The sequence below is a fragment of the Superficieibacter electus genome (assembly GCF_002915575.1).
Taxonomy (GTDB): Bacteria; Pseudomonadota; Gammaproteobacteria; order Enterobacterales; family Enterobacteriaceae; genus Superficieibacter; species Superficieibacter electus.
Genome location: NZ_PQGD01000009.1, coordinates 80,210 through 104,861 on the forward strand (window position 1 = coordinate 80,210; position 24,652 = coordinate 104,861).

Below are 24,652 nucleotides of genomic sequence, written 5' to 3' on the forward strand. Positions count from 1 at the left end.
TTTTAAAATAACACCCGAGAAACATTCCAGACATGAACCAGGTTCACTTTTGAAACATTTTTGTTAAAAAATTAGAGCTGACTCGCACAAGCGCAATAAACTTACTCACCTTCCTTAACATGAAGCGCACTAAAGTAGGTTTGCTCAAACTGGTCAGGGGCCAGCGCCGTGGCGAACAGAAATCCCTGAACGTAGTCGACACCAGCGGCTTTCAGCCACTCATACTGAACCTGTTGTTCCACGCCTTCCGCCACAATACTGAGGTTGAGGCTTTGCGCCATCTGCACTATCGCTGAAACCATGCTCGTATCATCAGGAATGCCATCGACGAAGATTTTGTCGATCTTCAGCATGTCTACCGGCAGCGATTTCATATGCTGGAGCTGACGCAACCCGGCATAGCCCATGCCAAAGTCGTCCAGCGCAATACTGACGCCCGCATTACGCAGTGGACGCAGAATGGCGATGGCGGCCTGCGGATCGTCAATGCGCCGACTCTCTGTGACTTCAAGGATCAGCGACCCCGGCTCAATGCGATAGCGGCTCAGTAATTCCAGCAGGTCGGGTACCATATCGTGATGCAGCAGTTGCAGGGCTGAAATATTCACCGACAGCGGAAGACGTAACCCTTTGGCACGCCAGGCCGCAAGCTGGCGACAGGCTTCTTCCAGCACCCAGTAACCGACGGTCACCATCAGGCCGCAGGATTCAATCGTATCAATCAGATCGCAGGGCAGCTCCCACTGACCGTTAGGCTGAAGCTGGCGCAGCAACACTTCGGCGCTACAAACTTCCCCACTGCGGGTATCAATTTGCGGCTGTAACCAGATAGCAAACTGTTGATTATCCAGCGCATAAAGAATGTCGCTTTCTTCCGTTAAGCGACGTTGCGCCTTTTCCATTTGCTCAGGATCGAAAAACTCAATCTGGTTTTTGCCCTTGCGGCGCGCGGTAAAGGCAGCGGAAAACGCCCGCCGGTAGAGCTGTTCAGCAGAGAGATCGCGGTTAAACATAGCGATACCAATGCTCGCGCTGGGACGAAGCTGAATGCCCTGTACCGGCAATCGCTCATTAATTGAAGTAAGCACTTGCTGACCTAACGTAATCGCGTGCCACGGCTCTTTAACGCCGTGCGCAATGACCGCAAAATCGTAGCCGCTGACCTGGGTTAACACCATTTTCGGCGACAAAACCGATTTCAGCCGCTCCACCAGCGTCAACAGCAGCATTTCACGCTGGCTTTCCTGCAACACGCCCGCCGTATCCTGGAGAGTTTCACAGGCAATGACCATCAGCGCCGAGCCGCTGCTGCGCTCAGCGTTCTGATCCAGCAGCGCCAGCAGGAAGCTTTTGTTCGGTAAGCCAGACACGGGAAAGCGCGTCGAATGATTGTTCAGCTCCTCATAATGGCGGAGCAGCGCCTGCTGATTGCGGTTGTAACTGCGTGCCAGCATGCCGATTTCGTCATCGTGATGCAGATTCGGCAGGCTAAGTTGATGACCGGGGGCCTCGTGGGGCGAGGTTTCATTAAGCTCGCGGGCAATCTGCCGCAGCGGACGGACAAGTAAACGGCTGCTGCCCCAGGTGATCGCTACCGTCATCACCAGCACCAGTAGTAAGTAAGCAGTTACTAACGTTGAAATCGCACTCATGACGAAGCGGTACATGCGCCACGAGTCCGCCTGTAGCACCAGATACGCCAGCGGCTGCGGGTTAGCAGGCCGCTCCAGCGAGTAGATCGGCAGTGAAATCTGTACCGGTAGCTCGAAAATCCGGGTAATTGTCACCGGCACGGGCCTTTCGGTGATAAAGCTCATGCGCAGCGCCTGGAACTGGTTGGGCAAAACCACGTCGGCACGGCTGACAATACCGGCGGGCTGGATGCGGCGCAGAATGGTCTCCGCCTCCGGAATATCGCCTTTGAGGATCGAAGAGGAAAGCGGTTCACGCACCGAACGGGCAATGCTTTCAAGCTGAGATGCCGTGTCGTAGCGACTCTGTTGCACAAAGTGAAAAAGTAAAATAAAACAAAAAATAAACAGGAAAAACATGGCAACGACGGAAACCATCGCCATGTGTTTTATGGTTAGAGAACGGCTGACGCGCAAATTAACTCTCCACTAATACTGATCCAGAGCATCAGGTCAGGAAATGTCTCCTGGCCGGGGCCGATTATACCCGATCGAAAGGAAATGAGAGAGAGAACGCGACGAATCCGCATTTGCTGGTCAGAAAATGCGGAACATTGCCACTGTTACCGGCGGCTTAATTGCCTTTTGCGGCCATCCAGACCAGCATTTTGAGGCTGGCGGAGTAGTAATCGTCCTGGGCTGTGATCTGCGGTTCTGACTGACTCTCTCCCATCGTCAAATCACGCACGGCCAGCAGTCCCGCATTCATGTTATACGGCGCACGCTCACCGTTCACCACGTTAATCCAGGCGGGCGTCTGCTGGCGCGGGAACTGTTTCCACCACTGCCGCCAGGGCTGTAGAAGCGGGCTTTGCGCATTCTGCCAGCGAATATAGAGCGGAATGCGGATCGCATCGTAGCTGACACGCGGCGGCCATTCCTGCGCCGGGCTAAGGCTGCCGTCAGCGGAAAGCGCCACCCAGTCGGTTGGCAGTTGTGCTTCGCCCCATGCCATTTTGCCGACCAGCGTCTGCCCGTCGCGCAGCAGTTCCTGCCACACTTTAAGATAGCTGCGGCGGGCAAAATCCTGCCAGGCGGGAAAAATAAAATAAGACGGATTGAGGTTAACCCGGGTATTCAAATCAAAACCATTTTGCCCCGGCAGCATGACGCGATAACCAGCAAACTCAATAACCGTATATTTAATTAATGCCTGAGTGATAGCGTCTGAGGCCGTACCATAGCTGCTGTCCTGCCAGCGCTGCTGCGCCTTCAACAAAGCCCAGGCAATAAGCGCATCGCCGTCCGACGCATTGTTTTTATCAGCAATCGGATCGGGCGCAACCGGGTTATAACGCCAGTAAAATAGCCCGGTCTCTTTATTTTTTAAATGGCCGTTGGTCCACTGCCAGAGCTTATCAAACGCCGGGCGGTCATTATTGGCGACGGCCATCAGCATGGCGTAACCCTGCCCCTCAGTATGCGAGACATTGCCATTGCCGGTATCGACAATGCGTCCATCCGGCATCAGAAAACGGGCTTTATAGCTCTCCCAGGCGGTATCGGCCTGAGCGAGAGAAGTAAACAGCAGCGCGGTCATGACCACAACAGCGGATAGCGTTCGCAAAACCATAATTCACTCATCATTACGGATTAAAATAACGGAACTGGACGTCATCGACGGAAAAAAGCTGCTCCCGCTGAAACAACAGGTGCGCTTCGCCGCCTTGTCCCTGTAACCAGCGTGCGTAAAGTCCTTCCAGTATCGCACAAAAAGCGTTACACCAGCGGACCTGCTGGTCTTCATTACGGCTGACCGGGAGCGCCTGATGGCGGACCACCAGCCCCAGTTCGCCGACGCTCACCGCCACCACGCCCCAGTTAAAGGTCGCCAGCAGATGATTGATATTCTGTTCCAGATCGCCCAGCGTCTGCGCTTCGGGAAGCGGGAACGCATCCGCCAGCGTTTCCCCCATCTGGCGCAGAAACGGCTGACTCTCGCGTTCACCCGCATTGCGGATCATGCCGTCAATCATAATGGTCAGCAGATCAAACCAGCCTGGCGGCGTTTGTTGCTGCTGGAAATAGGCCTTTAGCGCAGTATTGTTATCCATTATTCATTCCCTAACATATAGCGGAACCATAGCCCGGCAGTGCTTTCGTTATAATCGCCGAACGTATCATAGCCAACCTGACCACCAATACGCATCTGTTTGTTTACTTTATAATCAGCACCTGCCCGTACCGTATAGCCAAGTCCATTTTCCGAGGTGGCTTTATACCGCGCTTCCTTTGCAAAACCATTTGCCACCGCCGTTTCAAGCTGCTGCTGCCAGCCGGATTGCGTCGGGAAGTAGTCGCTGCTGTCCTGGGTATAAGACTGATAACCCGCCGAACCGCCCACTCTCAGGGTCCAGTTATCGTATTTCTGCGTGAGATCGACCGGCAGTGAAACGCTGACGTAGTTTTGTGGACTGAAATACCCGCCCTGACCATAGGTAAACTGGCTCAGGTTTTTCGAGAAGTCCATATAACTCATACTTAAACCGGTCTGAAGCTGGCTGTAGTCGTCATGGAAGGGCCGCAGATAAACCCCCGCGCTGGCGTTGACGCTGGTGTTGCTGGCAACGTTTTCACCAAGATAGCTATAGCCGCCACCGCCGATGTAGAAGCCTGCGTCGCCGTCGTCATAGCTTAATTGCAGCGTACCGCCGTTTTTCGTCACCTGCCCCCAGCGTTTGCCGGAGTACGAATCTTTCGCGCCGACATAAGACAGCAGGCTGTCGGTCAACGCGCGCCGCTCGCCGGTGAGGATCAACGACAGATAATTCGTTAACTTAGGCGACCATTTGACGCCGCCCACCAGGGTGTTCATATCCTGGCCCAGCGGCGTACTGCCGATATCGACCCGATACTGATCGCCGCTTAGCGCCATGCTAAGTTCAACGCCGTTAGCCTTTTGCGAGTCGGTTGAGGAATCACCCGACTCGTTCACATTTGGCTTCAGGCTGGACGCAGCAAGGTAGCTCGCCACCTGACCTGAATCATAACTACCCAGCCGCGCCAGATTTTCCATTCCCGCGCTGGTGGTCGGGTTGAGCGTGGCTGCATCGATCGTGCCCAGAGTGCTCAAAAACTGAGCGCCCGGATTACTGGCAAAATAGGCGGTCTGCTGCGCTTCAGTCATCGCCGCAATCGCCTGCTGCTCGCTGGCCGCCGTGGCGGCGATATTAGAGACCGCATTCGCCAGCGGGTTCGATCCATAACGCCGCCAGGCATCGCCCGAAGCGCTGCCCGCGTTAAGGGTAATTGGCGTGGCGGTGAATTCAAAGCGCGACTCGCCAAACGGCGAGGAAGACCAGGTCAGCGGCGCTTTCACTTCGGTCAGCTTACTGGTGCCGGTTTCACCATCACGGCTGCGCACTTCAACCCCGCCCTGCATCCAGGTGCCGGTTTTCTCTTCCAGTTGCTCCATCATGGTATCAATTTGCCGCAGCGTGCGGTTCTGCGCCGTTTCAACAGGTAAATCAGTGCGTTGACTGCCCGGCAGTGCCAGATCCGTTTCGCTGGTAGAGACTGCGCCCACCTGCCAGGGCAAGGTGCGTCCGTAGGTCGAGGCACTACGCGCCTGCGGCTGAAGGCGTGATGTGCCGACAAACGGGTTATCCGCCGCCAGCAGGCCGCCGACGCTCGGGGTGGCTGAGCTATTGGTGGTCTGTAAACCCAATACCCGGCCACGCGCGCTACGCAGGTAAGTGAGCGCCCGCTGATGATTGCCCTGCGCCTCTTCCACGCGGGAAAGCAGGATCAGGCGATCCGGCGTATTGTCGTTGCGCAATCCGCGCGCCAGTTGTTCTGCGCGATCGTTATCGCCCTCAGACAAAGCTACGTCAATGGCTCCGGCACGCGCTGCCTGGTCGGGCGTATCGCGGGTGATCAGGTAGTCGTACACCACCCCGGCCTCTTTGTTCATTTTGCCGCTCTGATAGAGCCGCGCCATCGCGAACATCAAGTCGGTATTTTGCGGGTCCTGTTGCAGCGCCCGAATCAACTTGTCGTAAGCTGCCGCATAGTTGCCCTGCTCGCGCAGGCGATCGGCGTCGTTAACCACATAGCCATTTTGCAGGCTGGCAAGCTGGGTCGGCGTGCTTTGCGCCTGTAGCGTCGGATTCGCTAACAGCGCCTGGGCCTCGCTGGTCAGCCCCGCCTGATTCAGGACCGTCACCTGATCGGCGTAGTCGCCCGCGCCGCCCTGAACCCCCGCATTAATATTGTTGCGCACCAGCGCGACGGCGGTGGTGATATCGCCACTTTGCGCCAGCAGCCGCGCCAGCTTGCCGACATCCGCCGGATCTTTCGGCGGCTGCGACGAGAGTGCCTTCAGCGTGTTCATCGCCGCCACGGAATTGCCCTGCGCCAGGTAGTTCTGCGCCATGGCAATCTGCATGTTGTAGTTCACCCGCTGGCGCAGATCGCGCATCTGCGTGTTCTGGCTGGCGGCCGGAATGCGGGAGAGCAGCGTTTGCGCCTGCTGCCACGCGCCGTTTTCGCTGGAGAACAGCGCCGCCGCGTACAAGGCGTTGGCATTCGCTCCCGCGCGATAAGCCGGAGCCATCACCGCCGCGGCTTCATTCTCGCCACCGGATTTTTGCAGCAGCCGCGCCAGATCCAGACGCAGCCAGAAATCATCAGGATTACGCGCCACGCCCTGGCGCAGGGTGGCGATCGCCTGCTGAACGTTACCGCCTGCGGCCTGCTGCTGCGCCTGACGGCGAATCGCATCGCCCGGTACGCCGGTGACAACACGCGGCTGAAGCCGGGCCTGAAGATTTTGCGGTAGCGTGCGCAGCACCGTTTGCGCCTCCGCCGTTTTGTTTTGATCGCGCAGCACGTAGTAAAGGTTCTCCCGCGCCGCCGCGTTCTGCGGCTGATCGTTCAGTGCCGCCCGCAGGGTTTGTTCAGCCTGCGCGTAGTCTTTGTTCTGGCGCAAAACGTCAGCGCGGAACAGTTTGCCTGCGATGCCGCGCTCGCCGCTCTGCTGGGCCAGCGGCGCGGAGAGCGCCAGCGCCTGACTGATATTGCCCTGCTTATATGCCTGCTGAGCCTGCGCCAGTTGGCCGTAAAACTGCGCGTCATCCGCCTGGGTTTTCCGCTCGTCTGCCGCGTCGCCGCCCTGGCTGGCGGCCCGGTTAAGATACTGCGCCGCCGCCTGATAATCCCCGCTGCGCTGGGCGATGTAGCCCATGCCCGCCAGCGCGTCGGCATCGGCCGGATTGGTTTGCAGTACCTGCTCGAATTCCTGCTTTGCCGCGTCAACGTTACCGCTGTTAAGGGCGGTGTAACCTTCCCCTTTGGCAATGCCGCCAATACGCTCGCGGAAGTATTTTTGTACCTCCGTATCCTGCGGATGGCGGCGCAGCCAGTTATCGTAATAATGCTGATCGCCCTGCGCCACGCCGAGCCACAGTAGCGACTGACGCAGGCCGTTATCTGCTTCTTTATCCCCGCTGGCCAACGGTTCCAGCATGTCCATCCCTTCCCGGCGGGTCTCCTCCCGCCAGGTTAACGCCTTACCCAGCGCCACGCGGATAGCATTATCCTGCGGACGTTGCGCCACATAACGCCGCAACTCGCTCACCGCCTGCGGATAAAGCGCTTTGTCGCTCGCCATGGTCAGGTAATACTCTGCCGCAATCCCTTGCGGCGGAGTATCGCCGTTGAACATACTTTTCCAGGTGGCCAGCGCGGCAGGAATATTGCCGCTGCGTGCCTGCTGACGCGCAAGGTTAAGCTGCCCCTGCGGCACCGCAGAAAGTTGACGGGCATTCGATAACGCTTCCAGCCCGGCGTCGCCCGGCGAGGCTTTTTCCAGACGCGCTCGCCACTGTGCCGAGGCTTGTGTATCGCCGCGCTGCTGTGTCCACAGCGCCATCAGATACAATGCCTGGGTGTTATTCGCATCAACCAGCAGCACTTTCCTGAGCGATTCCATCGCCAGCTCGTCATGCGATCGCTCATGCCAGTATTTTGCCTGCTCAAAGAGCGCGTTCAATGCCGCATCGTTGGGTGCCGCCAGCGCGTCGCCCACCGTACCCAGCGTCAGAATGCCCGTCAGGCACAGCGTAGATAAACGGCGGCCCGGATCATGTTTTATCATTGTGGTCGCTCCCTGAATAAAGACGTTTCCGGGCATGCCGTCTGAACATGGCGGTTAGTGCCACGCCGAGAATAGAGGCAGCAATAAGTCCCACAATCGCCAGCAGCGCTGAATACTGGTTCGCATACCAGATAGCCATCATGTAGCCAGGCATCTGCCCGCTCGGGAACTGGGTGCTGACCCGGAAACTGCGAACGCCGTTTTCGTCGGTGATAATGGACGTATCGCCGCGAATGCCTGCGTTGATGCGTGATGAACTCAGATCGTCGGGTAAACGGGCCAACTGATCGTCATTGCTGCCCACGGCAGCGACCACCAGCCGTTCAGGGTTCCACGGTGAGCGATAGCTGATAAAGCCACGCCACGCCTCGTTTGAGGAGAAGTAGCGGTCGGCATCAATATTGTCCGTAGACCAGTCGCCCAGCAGCCAGCGCTGAACTTTCTGCCACGGCGTGGGTGGACGAACGCCGAGCGTACTGTCACCCGCAATATACGGCGATTGCGACAAGAGTCCCTGAATAAAGGCTTTTTGATCAAGACCGCCTACGGCCAGTACATCGCGCTGGCGTAAGTACTCAAGATTGGTGCCTCCGCCGGGTAGCCCCAGCACCACACGGTTATTGGCCAGCGCCATCCCCGTTGCATTACCAGAACGCGCTGCGAGATTCAGCAGCATCGCTACCTGCGTTTCCGACGGCGTCTCCGGTAGCAGCATTACTGTCTGCGAATAGTCTGCCAGACGAGTAAACGGGAACGAGGCACCGACGAAATAGGAAAGGTTCGGTAACATTGAGAAGTGCTGTGTGTGACTCAAATCAATCCATGAGTCCTCGTTGAGACGACTCTTGATATTATTATTGAGCAGCACGCTACAGGGCGCGGTCTCCTTCGGCACTACGTTAAAGTAGAGCGAAAGCTGGTTATCACCGTAAATCAAATACGGCTCCAGCGGGATGGTCACTTTCTCCTGACGCGCATCGCCGCCCGCTTTACGCCACAGCATTTCGAGAAAGCCCTGCTTGTTCATGGGCAGGTTGCTCAGGAAGGTATTGTTCAGCGTCACGCTCAGACGCGATTTCTCTTCGTCGATCCAGGTTTCAGACGGAAAGCGGTAGCCAATGTGCAGCGGAATGGTTTCGCCGTCCCATAAGTAGAGATCCGGCGCGGCGCGAAACGCCACCTGGAGCGGCGCATGCCAGACACCAGAGACCGTCGTGCTTTGATCTTTGCGGATCAGCTCCGAGAGCTTTACCGGGCGGGAAGTGGAGATCCAGCGCGGGGCATCATACGGTTTACTGGTGGGGATCGCCTGCGCTTCAACCTCGGCACTCGCCGTCTGGCCGGGGAAATCGCCTTTCGCCAGCCGCCAGGCCGCTGCCCGCAGTGCAGAATCATCTTTGCCGACGACCAGCAGCAATTTATACACCGGGTTGATGGGGTTATCGATAATTTTCAGTAGCGGCGCGTTCGTTTGCGGCAGCGTTAACCCACCGATCTGCTCACCAGGATGGCCGACGAGAATGCCGTGCTGTTCAGGCAGGCGATTACTCAGCGCGGTGAACGAAATACCGCGATAATCGGCCTGCATCCCCATCCATGACGAAATCAGTGCTGCGGCGCTGACCGCATCTGGCGTTAGTTTTGCCGGAAAACTAAAGGCCAGGTTAACCGGCGTCATCTGCTGACTGTCGAAAAATGGCTTCGGAAAATGGCTCAGGTCGGAGCCAATATCCAGCTGCTGCCCTTCAAGCTGGAAGCGCGAGGTGGGCAGAATGACGACCTGATATTTATTGCTGATATCGCGCAGACACTGCTGGGCGTCGCCATCGTTAATCTTAAAGCTCAGGTTATTACTGGAGACCATTAGCGCCGCCGGAATATCCAGCTCAAAGTGCGAGACATTATTGTCCGCTGCGCTAAGTGGCACATTGCCCAGCGGCTGGCCGTTAAGTTGAAGTTGCAACGTCGCGTTGCGTGCCGCCATTTCCGGGGAAACGTTGACATCCAGCGCAAGCTGCGCGCTGGTAATTACCCGGTCGCCGGGAAGGGTAAAGTCGATCCCACCCTGCAACTGCCCGCCGCTAAGGGAAATCCCTTGTGGGCTACCCATTTGCGCAAAGGTCAGGCTGCTGTCTGCCGGAGGCATAAAGCCCCCAGCCGTAGTGGTTGTGGGCGGCATTGCAGGCGGGGCATTAGATGCGCTACCTGCGTCAGGTGTGTTTGATCCCCCTGGCGTCAACGTGGCGGGCGCGCTCGTTTCCTGTGCTGCGGACGGCGTATCCGCCGCAGGCGCGGCCGCGTCGGCAGACGCAGCGTTAGTATCTGCCGGGGCCGTCTCTGAGCCGGGTAGCGGGAAATTCAGCGGCGGCGTGGGTTGAGTTTCCGTCTCCTCTGCGTGGAGCACGGGCACAAACAACGTCCCTATGATCAGTGCCAGCGTCGTGAATCGCTTCATACGCGACTATCCTCCTTTGCGACCGCCGCAGCGGCCGCGCGATGGCGTCGACGGCTACGGCGCGATTTCCATGTCAGCCAGAACAGTTCAAATACGCAGCGCAGGATCGTCACGAACGAACGGAACGGGTTATCCTGCTGACGCGGCGGGTTAATCCATGCATCGGCACGTGAGAGCACCACGCGGACCAGCTCGCGACGTCGGGAGAGCGGGATATCTTCATCAAACATGACGCGGATAAAGTGGTTATCAACCGCCACCAGCTTCGCCGGAATGGTTATCGCCCCGGATTCCAGAATAAGCTCGATCTCTTCGATCTCATCGTGAGTATGGCGATCGTCCACAATCGAGATGCGACAGCCACCCATGGAGAGATCTGCCGTCTGACTGCGGGTAACAAAGCCGCTGGCATAATGGATCAGCACCGGAATGGTGACCTCAATGCGGATGGTTTTACGCGTTTGCCGCGTCTCGCGGGCCACGGCAATGGCCGCAAGCAGGAAGATAAGGCTATAGACGCCCCAGCCGATGTTCAGGGCAATAACGCTGGGATCGGCGGTAAAGAAGTCATGGGCAAACGCCCGCACGATACCGGCAATTACCGCCACCGCCAGCAGAAAAGCCACCACCAGATGCGGTCTGACCACGCTGAAATCGAAATAGCCGACATCCAGCAAGCCGCCTTTATCGGTAACGTTGAATTTGCCGCGCTTCGGGAAAACCATCGTCACCAGCGTCGGCAGGATCAGGTGGAATGCCAGTACGATATCGTAGATTTCGCCCCAGAAGCTGTAACGATAGCGACCATTCATTCGCGACCCTACATAGATCGCGAGGAATAAATGCGGCAGCGCGTAGGCTAAAATCAGACTGGCCGAAGAGTGAATAATATTCAGGTTAAACAGCAGGTAAGCCAGCGGCGCGGTGACAAACACCACGCGCGGAATGGCGAACTGATAATAAAGCATGGCGCTGAGGTAGCACAGGCGCTGCTGGAAGGTCAGTCCGCGCCCGAACAGCGGATTATCCACGCGGAAAATCTGCGTCATACCGCGCGCCCAGCGGGTACGCTGGATCACATGCAGTACCAGACGCTCCGTGGCCAGCCCGGCCGCCAGCGGAATATCAACAAAGGCCGATTTCCAGCCGCGACGCTGCATTTTCAGCGCGGTGTGGGCGTCTTCCGTCACGGTTTCCACCGCAAACCCGCCAATCTCTTCCAGCGCGCTGCGGCGGATCACCGCACAGGAGCCGCAGAAGAAGGTGGCGTTCCAGTTATCGTTGCCCTGCTGGATCGGGCCATAGAACAGCATCCCTTCATTGGGAATATTACGTCCGACCGACAGGTTACGTTCAAACGGGTCCGGGGAATAGAAGTAGTGCGGCGTTTGTACCAGCGCCAGCATTGGATCTTTCAGGAACCCACCGACGGTGGCCTGAAGGAAGATTCGCGTTGCTACGTGGTCACAGTCAAACACGCAAATCAGCTCGCCCTGGGTGATTTTCATCGCGTGATTGAGGTTGCCTGCTTTGGCATGGTTATGTTCGGTACGGGTGATATACCCGACGCCGACGTCCTGGGCGAACACGGCAAACTCCCGGCGGCTGCCGTCATCCAGCAGATAGATTTTTATCTTATCTCTCGGATAATCAATGCATTGCGCCGCAAGCACAGTGTCACGCACCACTTCCAGCGGTTCGTTATAGGTCGGAATATAGACATCGACCGTCGGCCATAACGACATATCATCAGGCAGAGGAACAATTTCGCGCTTTAAAGGCCAGACGGTTTGCAGATAATTGAGCAGAAGCATCACCCAGATATAGACTTCCGCAAGAAATAATCCCATCCCGAGGATAGCCTCTATCTCGGAATTAAAATGCAGGGTTTGCGTCAGACGAAAATACATATAGCGGGTGGACATCAGTAATGACATCACCACCATGATGACGGAAATACTGCGTCGTTTACTGAATCCCATTAAAAACAGTATGCCAATACTCAACAGCCCAAAAATATACTGTTTCTGGCTATCCATCGGCGTCACGATCACCAACAAGGCAACCGGCGCTAGCGCCAGTACCAGCATATAAAACAGGAACTTTTTCATAGGTCGTCCTGAATAAATTAAAGCCCGGATTTACGTGACACGTTATGCACAGTGCCATCACCAACATTAATCCCTAATTTGGCAACGATTTTTCTGGCAATGATTTCGATATCGAATGCCGCCGCCGACGAAGGGCTGAAGTCAAAAATGGATTTTTGTGAGGCATTGGCTTCGCACACGCTTTCATCGCGGTGAATAATGCCTAATAATTGCTCGCCCAAACGTTCTTCAAGAAAAGCAGTGACGTCACGGCTAATCTGACGGCGCGTATCGCTTTGGTTGATAACGAAAAAGTGGCCGTGGTTATGATTAAGCTCGCCGCCGGTTAAACGCTGGTTTTCAATATGCGGAAGCAGGGACATTGATGCGGTATCGGCCAGTAGCGTCACCAGATGCATGTCAGCAAACGGGGTAATCGCCTTGAGTGCCGCTGACGGACCGGGAGGAAAATCCGCTACAATCACCAGTCCCGGATAGTTGAGCAGCGAACCCAGACCGCGCGCCAGAAAATGTTCGTCAGTGGCAAGATTGTGTTCAAAAGTCAGCCGCTGTTCTTCGCTCACATCGCCGTAAGGCAGGACAAAAATATTGCCACCGGCGGTCAATACATCCTGGCCCCAGTCATACGATTCTGCGGATTTCGCCACATAGCCGCGCTCATCAGATAGCGGAACGCCAAAGTGCAGACGCAGCGCGTTTTGCATATCAAAATCAATCGCCAGTACCTTGCTTCCCGAGCGCGCCAGCGCATAGGTCAGGTTTGCCGCAAGGGTTGTTTTCCCTACGCCCCCTTTGGGTGAACACACACAGATCAACGGCATGAAGCAATCCTTTCTAACAGTGATTTGAGAGGCAGCGCCTTCTCTTCATTGGTTTTCTCGTCCGGAGCGGGCGGCTCAGCCGTTTTCGGCGCAAACAGACGGGAATAATTCACCGACTCAGGCGGTGGCGTGACGACGGCCGGCCGGGCAACGGGCGGCGCTTTTGGCGGCTCAGGCTGCGGCACTGGCGCGTTAGCCACCGGTTGCGGGTGGTCAACAGGCGACAATGGACGAGCAACAGGCTCCGCTACGGGCGGCGGCGGGCTGGCAAAGGTTTTCGCAATAGAAACGGATGACGGCGCGGCGGGAGTCGCCGTTACGGCTTCCGACTGCGACGGCTGAGGGGATGCTGGCGACAGCCTGGCCACGCTTTGCATCAGCGGCGGCAGAGTATGCGGCTGAGGCGCAGCGTGGTCAGACGCGCTGGCCTGTAGCGGCGACACGTGCGGCGAGCTAAAAACATGGGCCGCCACGGTTTTTGGCACCGGCGACGAGACATGGCCACCCATCGCCAGATCCGGCTCCTGGCGGGTCGGCGATAATTGATTGATGAGCGCCCAGTCTCCTCGTTCCTCGGCAGATGACTGCGCAGATAAGTCTTTATAATTCTCTAATTGCGAGCGGGTTTTATCCTTAAACCGCTGCAAGTCATCATAATGATTCATCGCTAACACCATGACTTAAAAACATTAATTGATTCCCGCTTCTCTTATTGCGCATCCGTTCATTTACAGCATAGATGACTTTACTGTTTTAGGAATACTTCGCACGCTAAAAGTCTGTCTGATTATATAATTAATAAGCGCAATCATTTTTAGTTATCAGCACGTTAATGAGCTGCACCATTACCATATTAGCCGTAGCGCTGGCAAATTTCTCCCGTAAAAACGGGTGCTGTATCTAATAGATAATACGTATTTTAAAAATAGCTCATCTGCGATTTTACTTAGCCCACTATTAATAATGGATCTCTGTAGAAAGATTTTCGGCTCTGTGCGCAATATGCCGGGTGGCGCTGCGCTTACCCGGCCTACAAATCCTGGTATATCAATAACCTGGTGCATTACTACAGGCAGTCTTGCCCACTGCGGGTCGCCCGTCATTATCGAGAATAACGGTCAGGCTCTGCGCTGTCTGTCGGACAGATGGCTTTATGGGGGCTGATTCAAAACAGAGGCACGGGCTAAGAGGAAAGAAAATGCGGGAATAAAAGAGACCAGCACGACGCTGGTCTCTTGTTCAAATTATACGACTGGCTTTTCGCCGTTCACATCCTGATCCACAGCAAAGCAGGCCACCAGTTGACCGCCGTACTCCTTAAGCTGCGGCTGCAACTGGGTGCACGGGCCAAAGCGACGGCGGCAGCGGGCGTTAAACGCGCAGCCCGGCGGTGGGTTCAGCGGGCTGGGCAGCTCGCCGGTCAGCTTAATGCGCTCGCGGCGGTCGTCCGGGTTCAGGCGCGGCGTCGCGGAAAGCAGCGCCTGCGTATACGGATGCAGCGGATTCGAGAAAATCTGCTCCTTAGTGCCCTTCTCCACGCAGCGGCCGAGATACATCACCATCACTTCATCCGCAATATGCTCGACCACCGACAGGTCATGCGAGATGAAAACGTAGGACAGACCTAAATCCTGCTGCAAGTCCATCATCAGGTTCAGCACCTGGGCACGCACCGACACGTCCAGCGCGGAGACCGGCTCATCGGCAATCACCACGTCCGGGTCCAGCATCAGACCGCGGGCAATCGCAATACGCTGGCGCTGTCCGCCGGAGAACATATGCGGATAGCGATCGTAATGCTCGGTTTTCAGGCCGACTTTCGCCATCATCGCCAGCGCTTTTTCACGGCGTTCGGCTTTGCTCAGCTCGCTGTTAATCAGTAGCGGCTCTTCCAGAATCTGCCCGACCTTTTTACGCGGGTTCAGTGAACCGTAAGGGTTCTGAAAGACGATCTGAATTTTCTGCCGACGTAGTTTTTGCGCCTGCGGATCGTGTTTAAGCAGATCCTGCCCCTGAAAATAGAGTTCCCCGCCGGTCGGCGTTTCGATCATCGTCAGCAGACGGCCAAGCGTGGATTTGCCACAGCCGGACTCCCCGACCACTGCCAGCGTTTTCCCACGCTCCAGGTTAAACGACACGCCGTCCAGCGCTTTTACCAGCCGTTCCGGGGCAAACAGTCCTTTCTTCACCGGATAGTGTTTTTTCAGGTCGATTGCCTGCAACAGGGGCTGTTGCAGGGTGGCCTCTTGCGTACTCATAGTGTGGGCCTCCCGGCATCATCGAGTGGGTAGTGACATTTTGACTGACGACCGTTATCAACGGTATTCAGCGCAGGCTCTTCGGCGCGGCAGCGATCGGTCGCATACGGGCAGCGCGGGTTCAGCAGACAGCCGTTGGGACGATCGTATTTCCCCGGCACCACGCCCGGCAGCGACGCCAGCCGCGCTTTGTCCTGAGCGAACTCCGGCAGCGCACGCAGTAACGCCTGGGTATATGGATGGCGCGGGGCGCGAAAAATCTCCGTTGCCGCGCCGGTTTCGACCACCTGGCCGGCGTACATTACGATGATTTTATGCGCCGCTTCCGCGACCAGCGCCAGATCGTGCGTAATCAGGATCAGCGCCATGTTTTCTTTCTGCTGAAGCTCCAGCAGTAATTCGATGATCTGCGCCTGAATCGTCACGTCCAGCGCGGTAGTGGGTTCATCGGCGATCAGCAGTTTTGGCCGACAGGCGATCGCCATGGCGATCATCACACGCTGGCTCATCCCGCCGGAAAGCTGGTGCGGGTAAACGTCGAGGCGCGAAGCCGGATCGGGAATACCCACCAGATTCAACAGGTCGATAGCCCGCTGGCGGCGTGTTTTCTTATTGCCACCCTGATGCACCTTAATCGCTTCCATAATCTGGAAACCAACGGTGTAGCACGGATTAAGGCTGGTCATCGGGTCCTGGAAAATCATCGCCACTTCAGAGCCCACCAGGCTGCGGCGCGCTTTTTCAGAGATTCGCTTTAAGTCCTGGCCATTGAATTCCAGATTTTCCGCCATCACCCGGCCGGGGTAATCAATCAGCCCCATAATCGCCAGCGAGCTGACTGATTTACCGGAGCCTGACTCACCAACAATGCCCACCACTTCGCCCTGATTCACGCTATAACTCACGCGATCGACGGCGCGGAACGGTGAATCTTCTTCACCGAAGTGCACCGATAATTTATCTACATTTAATAACGCCATCTCGAACCTCTTACTGCTTCAGTTTGGGATCGAGCGCGTCACGCAGACCGTCACCCATCAGGTTAAATGCCAGCACCGTCAGCAGGATCGCCAGACCCGGGAAGGTCACGACCCACCAGGCACTTTGTGCGAACTGCAACACGTCGGAGAGCATGGTGCCCCACTCCGGTGTTGGCGGTTGCGCACCCATGCCGAGGAAGCCAAGGGCGGCCATATCGAGAATGGCGTTAGAAAAGCCGAGCGACGCCTGAACAATCAGCGGCGCGAGACAATTAGGCAGAATATTGACAAACATCTGACGCAGTGCACCCGCCCCCGCCACGCGTGAAGCGGTGACGTAATCGCGGTTCACTTCGACCAGCACCGCAGCGCGGGTGAGTCGGACATAGTGCGGCAGCGCCACGAAGGTGAGCGCCAGCGAGGCGTTCACTATCGACGGGCCGAATATGGCGACCAGTACCAGCGCCAGCAGCAGGCTCGGCAGGGCCAGCATGATATCGACGATACGCATAATAATATTGTCGATAATGCCGCCAAAGTAGCCCGCCACCAGACCCAGCACCACGCCCATAATCAGCGACAGCACAACAACCAGACAGCCGACCAGCAGTGACAGGCGCGCGCCGTACATCAGGCGCGACAGCGTATCGCGGCCCACGTCATCGGTGCCGAGGATATGCGTCCAGCTTCCCCCTTCCTGCCATACCGGTGGAGCCAGCAGCGCATCGCGGAACTGATCCGCCGGGTTATGCGGCGCAACGAAGTTGGCGAAGATAGCAATTAAGACCACGATCACGACATACGCCAGGCCGACCACCGCGCCTTTATTGCGCTTGAAGTAGTGCCAGAATTCCTGGAGCGGCGTCATCGGTACGGGTGCAGCGATAACTTTATTTTCAGTAACGTGTGACATGACGGCCCCTTACTTCTTATGACGAATACGCGGGTTCACCACGCCGTACAGCAAATCGACCAGCAGGTTGACGAGGATAATCATCGTCGCCACCAGCAGTACGCCGCCCTGCACCACCGGATAATCGCGGCGTTGCAGCGCATCGATCAGCCAGCGTCCCAGACCGGGCCAGGAGAAGATAGTTTCGGTCAGGATCGCCCCTGCCAGCATCGTCCCCACCTGCAAACCAATCACCGTGACCACCGGCAGCATCGCGTTACGCAGGGCGTGAACGATGATGACGCGCATCCGCGTTAAGCCTTTGGCGCGCGCGGTACGAATATAATCTTCACCCAGCACTTCCAGCATGGCGGAGCGGGTCATACGCACGATCACCGCCAGCGGAATGGTGCCGAGCACCATCGCAGGCAGAACCATATGCGCCAGCGCATCAATAAAGTTGCCCTCTTCACCCCAGATGGCGGTGTCGATCAGCATAAAGCCGGTGAGCGGGTTGGAGTCGTCGAGGAACACCATATCGCTCACCCGCCCGGACACCGGCGTCAGGTTGAGCTGGACCGAGACCAGCATGATCAGCATCATGCCCCACCAGAAAATCGGCATCGAATAACCGGTCAGCGCGAGGCCCACGGCGGTATGGTCAAAAATAGATCCACGCTTCACGGCGGCCAGCACGCCCACCGGAATACCGACGGCGACGGCAAAAATCATTGCGCAGACGCCGAGTTCCAGCGTCGCTTTAAAACGCGGCACGAACTCTTCCCACACCGGAAGGCGGCTTTTCAGCGAGATGCCTAAATCACCGTGCATCACGCCCCAAATATAATTGAGATACTGCTGCCACAGCGGCTTATTCAGGCCGAGTTCAGCCAGCAGCTGCGCATGGCGCTCAGGGGAAATACCACGCTCACCTGCCATGATCATCACCGGATCGCCGGGGATCATATGGACAAAGGCAAAGGTGAGAAGGGTAATACCGATAAACGTCGGGATCACAAGTCCCAGACGTCGGAGGATGAACTGCAACATAACCCGGATTCTCTGTAATGACGTCTTACCTGGAGATAGACGTCTGTATTGCTCACAAATCTCATCCCCTTTTACAGGAATGAAGCACTGCTGCCGGGTGACGCTGCGCCGACCCGGCCTGTATGCACAGGACCGGGCAAGCGCAGCGCCGCCGGGCATGGGGCGCTCTTGCGCCCCTGATACTTTTAATTATTCGACAGACACGTTTTCGAAGTGGTGTTTACCCAGCGGATCAACAACATAACCTTTGACTTCTTTACGCACTGGCTCATACACGGTGGAGTGAGCGACGATCAGTGCCGGAGCCTGCTCGTTCATCACCACCTGAGCCTGTTTGTACAGCTCAACGCGTTTGTTGTGATCTTCGGTGGCGCGCGCCGGTTGGATCAGGTCTTCAAACGGCTTATAGCACCATTTGGAGTAGTTCGACCCCTGCTTCGCCGCATCACAGCTAAACAGCGTGGCGAAGAAGTTGTCCGGGTCCCCGTTGTCGCCGGTCCAGCCCATCATGACGGTCTGATGCTCGCCGGACTTCGCACGTTTCAGGTATTCGCCCCACTCGTAGGTCACGATCTTCGCCTGCACGCCGACTTTCGCCCAGTCCGCCTGAATCATCTCAGCCATACGGCGAGCGTTAGGGTTGTACGGACGCTGTACCGGCATTGCCCACAGATCGATGCTAAAGCCTTTTTCCATGCCCGCTTCTTTCAGCAGCGCTTTGGCTTTTTCCGGATCGTAGGTGTAATCCTTAACGTCGTCGTTATAGCTCCACATGGTCGGCGGGATCAGGTTTTTCGCTGCCACACCTGCGCCCTGGTAAACCGCTTTGATGATCGCGTCTTTGTTCACCGCGTAGTTCAGCGCCTGACGCACTTTCACGTTATCCAGCGGTTTTTTCTCAACGTTATAGGAGAGATAGCCAACGTTGAGGCCAGCCTGCTCCATCAGGTTGATATTTTTGTCCTGCTTCATACGCGCGATATCAGCCGGGTTCGGGAACGGCATGACCTGGCATTCGTTTTTCTGCAATTTCGCGTAACGCACCGAGGCGTCAGGCGTAATGGAGAACACCAGACGGTCAATCTGCGGCTTGGTGCCCCAGAAACCTTCAAACGCTTTATACAGAATACGCGAGTCTTTCTGGTACTGCTGGAGCTGGAAAGGACCGGTACCAATTGGGTTCAGGTCAACTTTATCCGGCGTGCCGGCTTTCAGCATGTTATCGGCGTATTCTTTCGACAGGATAGACGCGAAGTCCATCGCCAGATCCGCAAGGAACGGCGCTTCCGGACGCGTCAGGATAAACTGAACGGTATTGTCGTCGACTTTTTTGATTTCGCTAATTAACTCCGGCAGGCCCATGCCTTCGAAGTATTCATAGCTGCCGCCCGAAATTTTGTGGTACGGGTTGCTTTCATTTTTCTGGCGATCGAACGAGAACACGACGTCATCAGCGTTGAACTCACGCGTCGGTTTAAAATCTTTGCTGTCCTGCCATTTCACGCCTTTGCGCAGGTGGAAAGTATAGGTTTTGCCGTCTTCGCTGACTTCCCATTTCTCCGCCAGGCCAGGAATAACTTCGGTGGTGCCGATTTTAAATTCCACCAGACGGTTATAAATCGGTACAGAGCTGGCATCGTAGGTGGTACCAGAGGTGAAAAGCTGCGGGTTAAAGCCCTCAGGAGAACCCTCTGAGCAATACACCAGCGTTTTCGCCTGAACGCTTGCTGCGACAGTCATAGCTACCAGGCTCAAACCAAGCTTCAGCATCCCTGACTTCTTCAAGGAAATACTCATTCTTCTGCTCCAATGTGATGTGTGTTGTGTTTACCCCTGCAACGGGGCCATACCGCCAGCCTTTATTTATAATTTCACCGGTCTGGTCAGTAGCAATAAGAGTGGGAGAATCCGTGCAATCGATTGACTGAGTAGCAGTACAGATCGTCCGTGAAATGCCCCTCATGGCCTACAATCTGTCAACAGAATGTCAAAACGTCAATACAGGTAACCAGGATTTACATCAGGGATGAGAATTAACAAACAAAGATTAAAAAAAGTTCAAGCCACTATTTTCAGCAGGGAAATTTATGCTAAGGCCAATGATGCAGAGGATTGTGCTGGTTATAACCTGTAAAGCAGATGTTAACTTTTAAACATATTAAGAAAAATTTCTTGCAAAATGGCGATTATCTGAGCGATTAATACCGCGAACGTTAAAACGCACAGCGGAAAATGCTGAGGTTATCCATAAGTAACGCGAAAAAAGGTTGATGCATATATAAAAAAATACAATGGATTATGTCACAAAATCGACAGGCGGCAGTGGGAGTTACCGGGCGATTGTGATAACTAATTAACGGGTTGTTGCGCCATAGTTAAAGGCACGTTTCATAATCCGAGCAGAAAAGGTGATGGCGGGCTGAATCTCGCAAAAAATGGGCGGCAAAGACAGGCCGGGTTACCCAAATCGCACCGTTCTGGAGGTTCGCATTCTCTCTGGCTCCGGATGCAACAAGAGCAGGCTTTTGAAGTTGATGGCAAACCTGTTTTGCTACTGTGTTCGCCGTTTTGCCGGGTGGCGGCTTCGCCTTACCCGGCCTACGAAAAATATAAACATCAATACGTTATGCGTAATCCGTAGGCCTGTGCAAGCGCAGCGCCGCCAGGCATAATTCCACGGTATAAAGTTTGTCAGCAGGTTTTTTGAATTTGGTCGGTGCCAGAGGATGACTCGCCACTACGTGGCTCGCCCTGCGGGTCGTTGCTGCGCAACGTTCTCTCGCTTCGCTCGGGTCGAACCTCCATGCCCCCGGAGGTTCTCATCCTCTCAAACTCCAGATGCAAAAAAGCCTGCTCAGGAGCAGGCTTTTCAAATTTGGTCGGTGATAGAGGATTCGAACCTCCGACCCCTTCGTCCCGAACGAAGTGCGCTACCAGGCTGCGCCAATCACCGAATGCGGGGCGCATCTTACTGCGCGGCCAGGTGCCCGTCAATCCCTTAGCTAAAAAAAGCCATTCGATCGGCGAGAAACTGGCCTGACCGCTTATTTCTTAGCGGTTGTGGGTAAACGACACCAGTTATTGTTCTCGTTAATCCCGCCGTCCGGCGAGGTATAGCCCAGACAACCCATAATGGTATCGAACAGCTCAATATGATGACGCGGCACTTTCATTTGCGCCTGAGCCTTCATATGCGCCATTGCCTGTGCATGGTCCGGATTTTCCAGATACTTATCCGACATCCACACCATCATTGGCACGCGGAACTGCTCCGGTGGGGCCATATTACGTGGGGTGCCGTGCAGATGTTCCTTCTCGTTGATCGACTCACCGTGGTCGGCAGCGTAGAAGACAATGGCTTTTTTATCCCGCACCTGGTCGATGACTTTACTAATAAAGTAATCAACGTAGCTGACCGAGTTATCAAAGGAATTGATCATCTGCGCTTTGCTACAGCCACCGTCCACGCCCATGCATTCCGGTTTCCACTGCGCAAAACTACGCGGATAACGCTGCGTGTAATTAAAGTGTGAGCCTTTGGTATGCAGAATAATCAGGTGCTTACCTTCAGTATTGTCCTGCAAGGAGCGCTGCATTTCATCCACCAGCAGCATGTCGTCAACCGGCTTGCCCCGGTTACGCGGTTCCGCGCCAATCTGTTCGCGGTAGGAAATGTTGTCCGCCATCGTATTGCTGTAGAACCACATTTCGCTCTGCATTGCGTAGAGATCGGAACTAAAACCCAGTTGCTTGAGCACCGCAAAGACGTTCTGCTCTTTTAGCGTGCGCTGCGGATTATCTGCCGCGCCGCCTTCCCGCACAAACATACAGCGCAGAGAGAGTTTGGTGGCCGTATCACAGGAATAACCGCGAAACGCCGCCAGGTTTTTCTCCTGGGCCAGGCGCGGTGTGGTATTACGCTCGTAACCGAAAAGGCCCATATGATCCCAGCGGGTTGTTTCACCGATAATGAAAACCACGTATGTGTCATCCAGATCTTTCGGTGCCTGCCAGGTGAATTTTTTCGCCGGGTTCATCAGCGACTTATTATCCGAGGATTCATCGACCTGCGCCCAGGCATACAGCCCCAGCGCGGAAATCCAGTTTGACGGCAGGTAGGAGTTGGCGACGACGCCGCCGTAGCTCGGTAAATCCACGCCCGTCTGATGCTCGACTTTCTTCTGCTGAATATCCAGCAGGCGAATTGGCCCCCAGACCAGCAATCCGGCAACCAGCACCGCCGCCACGCTGCCTACCCGCTGGCCCGGCGTGCGCAGTTGCCGCATAAGGGTATAAGGGCTGCGGTTACTCCAGATGAAAATCAGCGGCACGATGCTGACAAAGAACATCCACAAAATGAAGTGCAGGCCAACCACTTCTTTTGACAGATCGATATCCGTCGTCATAACTGAGGCAATAATGCCATAGCCAATAACCACGTTCAGGAAAGTCATGTAATAGCTGGCACCAGCCGAGCAGAGCACTAGCAGAGTCACGAGGATACGCCAGACGCGACGGCCGAGGAGAGAGAGAATTCGTAAGAGCAGGAAGGTCACCAGCACGGTGGCGACCAGTTCAACAATCGCCGCCAATCCTTTCCAGATCGTAAATGATTCTGCGTAGCTGTCGAACCGACGGACAAAAACTGCGCAATTCATAAACAGGCCGATATAGATAGCCAGCAGGAGGCTCAGCATCTGCTGAGACATCACTTTAATGTATTTCATGCAAAAACCCTGGGAAAAAGGGACTCATAAATCAGCCTGCACCGCGTGCAGGCTAAAGAAAGCGCATCATCTCTGTTATTAGAAACTGCTAAGCGCGGCTAAGTAGACCACAGGGGAAGGAAAAAGTGTCCAGGAGAAATGTGATCTGACCAATTATTTACAAAAATAGTCGGTCAGATCAGTGAGATAGATTAGCAGGCTAAGTAACTGCTTTAATTAATAACCTTAATATGTCGCCTGAGCGCCATGCCAGGTCATACGCTGCGGCTGGCGAATGGTTGTTGACAGCGCCAGCGACAGAATCAGCAGCGCAAAAATCACGCAGAAAGTCACATAGAAGCCACCAAACAGCGAGGCGATGATGGAGCCACAAATACTGCCGATCCCAAAGCCCAGATAAATTACACCATAGTTTTTCGCCAGGTTGTTAAGGCCGAAGAATTCACTGACCAGCGACGGGAAGACGGTGATCGTACCGCCGAAGTTAAAGGCCACACAGGCAATGGCAGCGAAAAATGTCACTTCATTTAACGGCGCGAACAGTAATGCCGCCATGCCAACCAGTGAAATTACCTGACCTATCGTGATCACCCGGATGCGGGCGATTTTATCGGACAGGATGCCCAGTACCAGACGACCGCTCAGGTTAGCAATGGAGATGATGGTCACCGCATTAGCAGCGGTAGCAACGTCCAGATGCACCATGCCCTGCGCGATATCTTTCGCAACGCCTATCACATACAGGCCGCTCATGCAGGCAGTAAGGAACATCACCGCCAGCATCCAGTACTGCGGTTTGCGCATGGATTCGGCGAGGGTAAAGTCGTTTTCCACCGCGCCGTTCACCGTTTTCACGCTTTGCTGCGGCGCATCTTTCATCAGGGTGGAACCGGCAACAATCATCACCAGTACAATCGCGCCCCAAATCATAAAGGTTTTTTCGAGGCCAACGGTTTCCAGCAGATGACTGTCAATGAACTTAAAGCCGAGGCTGCCCAGACCGTAAGAACCAATCGCCAGCGCAGAAATCACGCCTTTACGCTCCGGGAACCATTTCACGCAGTTGGAGAGGGTCAGCAAATAGCCTGCGCCGTCTGCCAGCCCCACCAGCAGCCCGGCGCTAAGCCACAGCATCAGTAGGTTGTCAGAATGGGCGGTGAGGAAAAAGCCAACACCGAGCATGATGCCTGACGCCATAGTGACGCGCTTTACGCCAAAGCGTTCCTGAAGTTTTCCGGCAACGGAAGAAGAAAGCGCCAGACCGAGGCTTAGCAAGCCAAACGAAAAGGCGACCTGGCTTACCGGCTCATCCAGTTTGCTGGAGAGCGCGCCGTTAAACAGGCTCCAGGTATAGACCGATCCCAGCGCAAACTGGGTGATGATAGTGCCGAGTAAGGTTAACCAGCGGGTACGATTACGGGTTGATGTGTTCATGGCAAGCGTCCAGGTCATCAAAATTGAAGGATTTCACTGCCATCAACGATAGCGAAGTCCTTTCAATACCTGGGGGAAAACGGCATGAAGTGCAGCAGGAACGGAATGAATGGCATTAAACGCAGAATGAACGGCA

The 24,652-nt window shown here is 55.5% G+C and carries 15 protein-coding genes, 1 tRNA gene and 1 other RNA gene; all 17 read right to left on the bottom strand.

From position 1 onward, the window contains the following. Window positions 1-101: 101 nt before the first annotated feature. The 17 genes from hmsP to CHU32_RS12575 all read right to left on the bottom strand — a co-directional run bounded on the left by hmsP (window position 102) and on the right by CHU32_RS12575 (window position 24,516). On the bottom strand, window positions 102-2,108 hold the full coding sequence (hmsP, locus tag CHU32_RS12490) for a biofilm formation regulator HmsP (protein WP_103675851.1): 2,007 nt from the start codon (window positions 2,106-2,108) through the stop codon (window positions 102-104). A gap of 157 nt (window positions 2,109-2,265) precedes the next feature. Then, window positions 2,266-3,264, bottom strand: a complete 999-nt coding sequence (locus tag CHU32_RS12495; protein WP_103675852.1) for a family 8 glycosyl hydrolase — start codon at window positions 3,262-3,264, stop codon at window positions 2,266-2,268. 13 nt (window positions 3,265-3,277) lie between these two features. Next, window positions 3,278-3,745 carry a cellulose biosynthesis protein BcsD gene (gene bcsD, locus CHU32_RS12500; RefSeq protein ID WP_176691647.1) on the bottom strand — a complete coding sequence of 156 codons (468 nt, stop codon included), beginning with the start codon at window positions 3,743-3,745 and terminating at the stop codon, window positions 3,278-3,280. After that, complete coding sequence (locus CHU32_RS12505; RefSeq protein ID WP_103675854.1) at window positions 3,745-7,788, bottom strand: cellulose biosynthesis protein BcsC; 4,044 nt, start codon at window positions 7,786-7,788, stop codon at window positions 3,745-3,747. The genes bcsD and CHU32_RS12505 overlap by 1 nt, the downstream gene beginning before the upstream one ends. Further along, window positions 7,775-10,243 (bottom strand): cellulose biosynthesis cyclic di-GMP-binding regulatory protein BcsB, encoded by a 2,469-nt coding sequence (gene bcsB / locus CHU32_RS12510; RefSeq protein ID WP_103675855.1) that lies wholly within the window; start codon window positions 10,241-10,243, stop codon window positions 7,775-7,777. Before bcsB ends, CHU32_RS12505 begins: the two co-directional genes overlap by 14 nt. After that, the gene (gene bcsA / locus CHU32_RS12515; protein ID WP_103675856.1) at window positions 10,240-12,354 is read right to left on the bottom strand and encodes a UDP-forming cellulose synthase catalytic subunit; all 2,115 of its coding nucleotides are present in this window, start codon (window positions 12,352-12,354) and stop codon (window positions 10,240-10,242) included. The genes bcsB and bcsA overlap by 4 nt, the downstream gene beginning before the upstream one ends. A 17-nt stretch (window positions 12,355-12,371) precedes the next feature. Then, window positions 12,372-13,175, bottom strand: coding sequence for a cellulose biosynthesis protein BcsQ (bcsQ, locus tag CHU32_RS12520; RefSeq protein ID WP_103675857.1), 804 nt, complete (start codon window positions 13,173-13,175; stop codon window positions 12,372-12,374). Continuing rightward, window positions 13,166-13,840 (bottom strand): cellulose biosynthesis protein BcsO, encoded by a 675-nt coding sequence (locus tag CHU32_RS12525; RefSeq protein ID WP_103675858.1) that lies wholly within the window; start codon window positions 13,838-13,840, stop codon window positions 13,166-13,168. Before CHU32_RS12525 ends, bcsQ begins: the two co-directional genes overlap by 10 nt. Before the next feature lie 579 nt (window positions 13,841-14,419). Further along, a complete protein-coding gene (gene dppF, locus CHU32_RS12530) occupies window positions 14,420-15,433 on the bottom strand; it encodes a dipeptide ABC transporter ATP-binding subunit DppF (protein ID WP_103675859.1) in 1,014 nt (337 codons plus the stop codon). After that, window positions 15,430-16,413 (bottom strand): dipeptide ABC transporter ATP-binding protein, encoded by a 984-nt coding sequence (gene dppD, locus CHU32_RS12535; RefSeq protein ID WP_103675860.1) that lies wholly within the window; start codon window positions 16,411-16,413, stop codon window positions 15,430-15,432. Before dppD ends, dppF begins: the two co-directional genes overlap by 4 nt. A gap of 10 nt (window positions 16,414-16,423) precedes the next feature. Then, on the bottom strand, window positions 16,424-17,326 hold the full coding sequence (gene dppC, locus CHU32_RS12540; protein ID WP_103675861.1) for a dipeptide ABC transporter permease DppC: 903 nt from the start codon (window positions 17,324-17,326) through the stop codon (window positions 16,424-16,426). Between the two features lie 9 nt (window positions 17,327-17,335). After that, complete coding sequence (gene dppB, locus CHU32_RS12545; protein WP_103675862.1) at window positions 17,336-18,355, bottom strand: dipeptide ABC transporter permease DppB; 1,020 nt, start codon at window positions 18,353-18,355, stop codon at window positions 17,336-17,338. A 189-nt stretch (window positions 18,356-18,544) separates the two neighbouring features. Next, entirely contained in the window at window positions 18,545-20,152 is a 1,608-nt protein-coding gene (gene dppA, locus CHU32_RS12555; protein ID WP_103675864.1) for a dipeptide ABC transporter periplasmic-binding protein DppA, read from the bottom strand. 913 nt (window positions 20,153-21,065) lie between these two features. After that, a non-coding RNA gene (locus CHU32_RS12560) (RtT sRNA) lies at window positions 21,066-21,199 on the bottom strand. Window positions 21,200-21,231: 32 nt separating this feature from the next. Next, window positions 21,232-21,308, bottom strand: a tRNA-Pro gene (locus CHU32_RS12565). Window positions 21,309-21,399: 91 nt separating this feature from the next. Beyond that, on the bottom strand, window positions 21,400-23,082 hold the full coding sequence (gene eptB, locus CHU32_RS12570) for a kdo(2)-lipid A phosphoethanolamine 7''-transferase (RefSeq protein WP_103675865.1): 1,683 nt from the start codon (window positions 23,080-23,082) through the stop codon (window positions 21,400-21,402). A gap of 225 nt (window positions 23,083-23,307) precedes the next feature. Then, window positions 23,308-24,516, bottom strand: coding sequence for an L-lactate MFS transporter (locus tag CHU32_RS12575; RefSeq protein ID WP_103675976.1), 1,209 nt, complete (start codon window positions 24,514-24,516; stop codon window positions 23,308-23,310). Between the last annotated feature and the right edge of the window lie 136 nt (window positions 24,517-24,652).

Excerpts from the sequence above, each read along its gene's own strand:
- CHU32_RS12495 (WP_103675852.1), bottom strand. The coding sequence starts at position 3,264 with ATGGTTTTGCGAACGCTATCCGCTGTTGTGGTCATGACCGCGCTGCTG.
- bcsD (WP_176691647.1), bottom strand. The coding sequence starts at position 3,745 with ATGGATAACAATACTGCGCTAAAGGCCTATTTCCAGCAGCAACAAACG.
- CHU32_RS12505 (WP_103675854.1), bottom strand. The coding sequence starts at position 7,788 with ATGATAAAACATGATCCGGGCCGCCGTTTATCTACGCTGTGCCTGACG.
- bcsB (WP_103675855.1), bottom strand. The coding sequence starts at position 10,243 with ATGAAGCGATTCACGACGCTGGCACTGATCATAGGGACGTTGTTTGTG.
- bcsA (WP_103675856.1), bottom strand. The coding sequence starts at position 12,354 with ATGAAAAAGTTCCTGTTTTATATGCTGGTACTGGCGCTAGCGCCGGTT.
- bcsQ (WP_103675857.1), bottom strand. The coding sequence starts at position 13,175 with ATGCCGTTGATCTGTGTGTGTTCACCCAAAGGGGGCGTAGGGAAAACA.
- CHU32_RS12525 (WP_103675858.1), bottom strand. The coding sequence starts at position 13,840 with ATGAATCATTATGATGACTTGCAGCGGTTTAAGGATAAAACCCGCTCG.
- dppF (WP_103675859.1), bottom strand. The coding sequence starts at position 15,433 with ATGAGTACGCAAGAGGCCACCCTGCAACAGCCCCTGTTGCAGGCAATC.
- dppD (WP_103675860.1), bottom strand. The coding sequence starts at position 16,413 with ATGGCGTTATTAAATGTAGATAAATTATCGGTGCACTTCGGTGAAGAA.
- dppC (WP_103675861.1), bottom strand. The coding sequence starts at position 17,326 with ATGTCACACGTTACTGAAAATAAAGTTATCGCTGCACCCGTACCGATG.
- dppB (WP_103675862.1), bottom strand. The coding sequence starts at position 18,355 with ATGTTGCAGTTCATCCTCCGACGTCTGGGACTTGTGATCCCGACGTTT.
- dppA (WP_103675864.1), bottom strand. The coding sequence starts at position 20,152 with ATGAGTATTTCCTTGAAGAAGTCAGGGATGCTGAAGCTTGGTTTGAGC.
- eptB (WP_103675865.1), bottom strand. The coding sequence starts at position 23,082 with ATGAAATACATTAAAGTGATGTCTCAGCAGATGCTGAGCCTCCTGCTG.
- CHU32_RS12575 (WP_103675976.1), bottom strand. The coding sequence starts at position 24,516 with ATGAACACATCAACCCGTAATCGTACCCGCTGGTTAACCTTACTCGGC.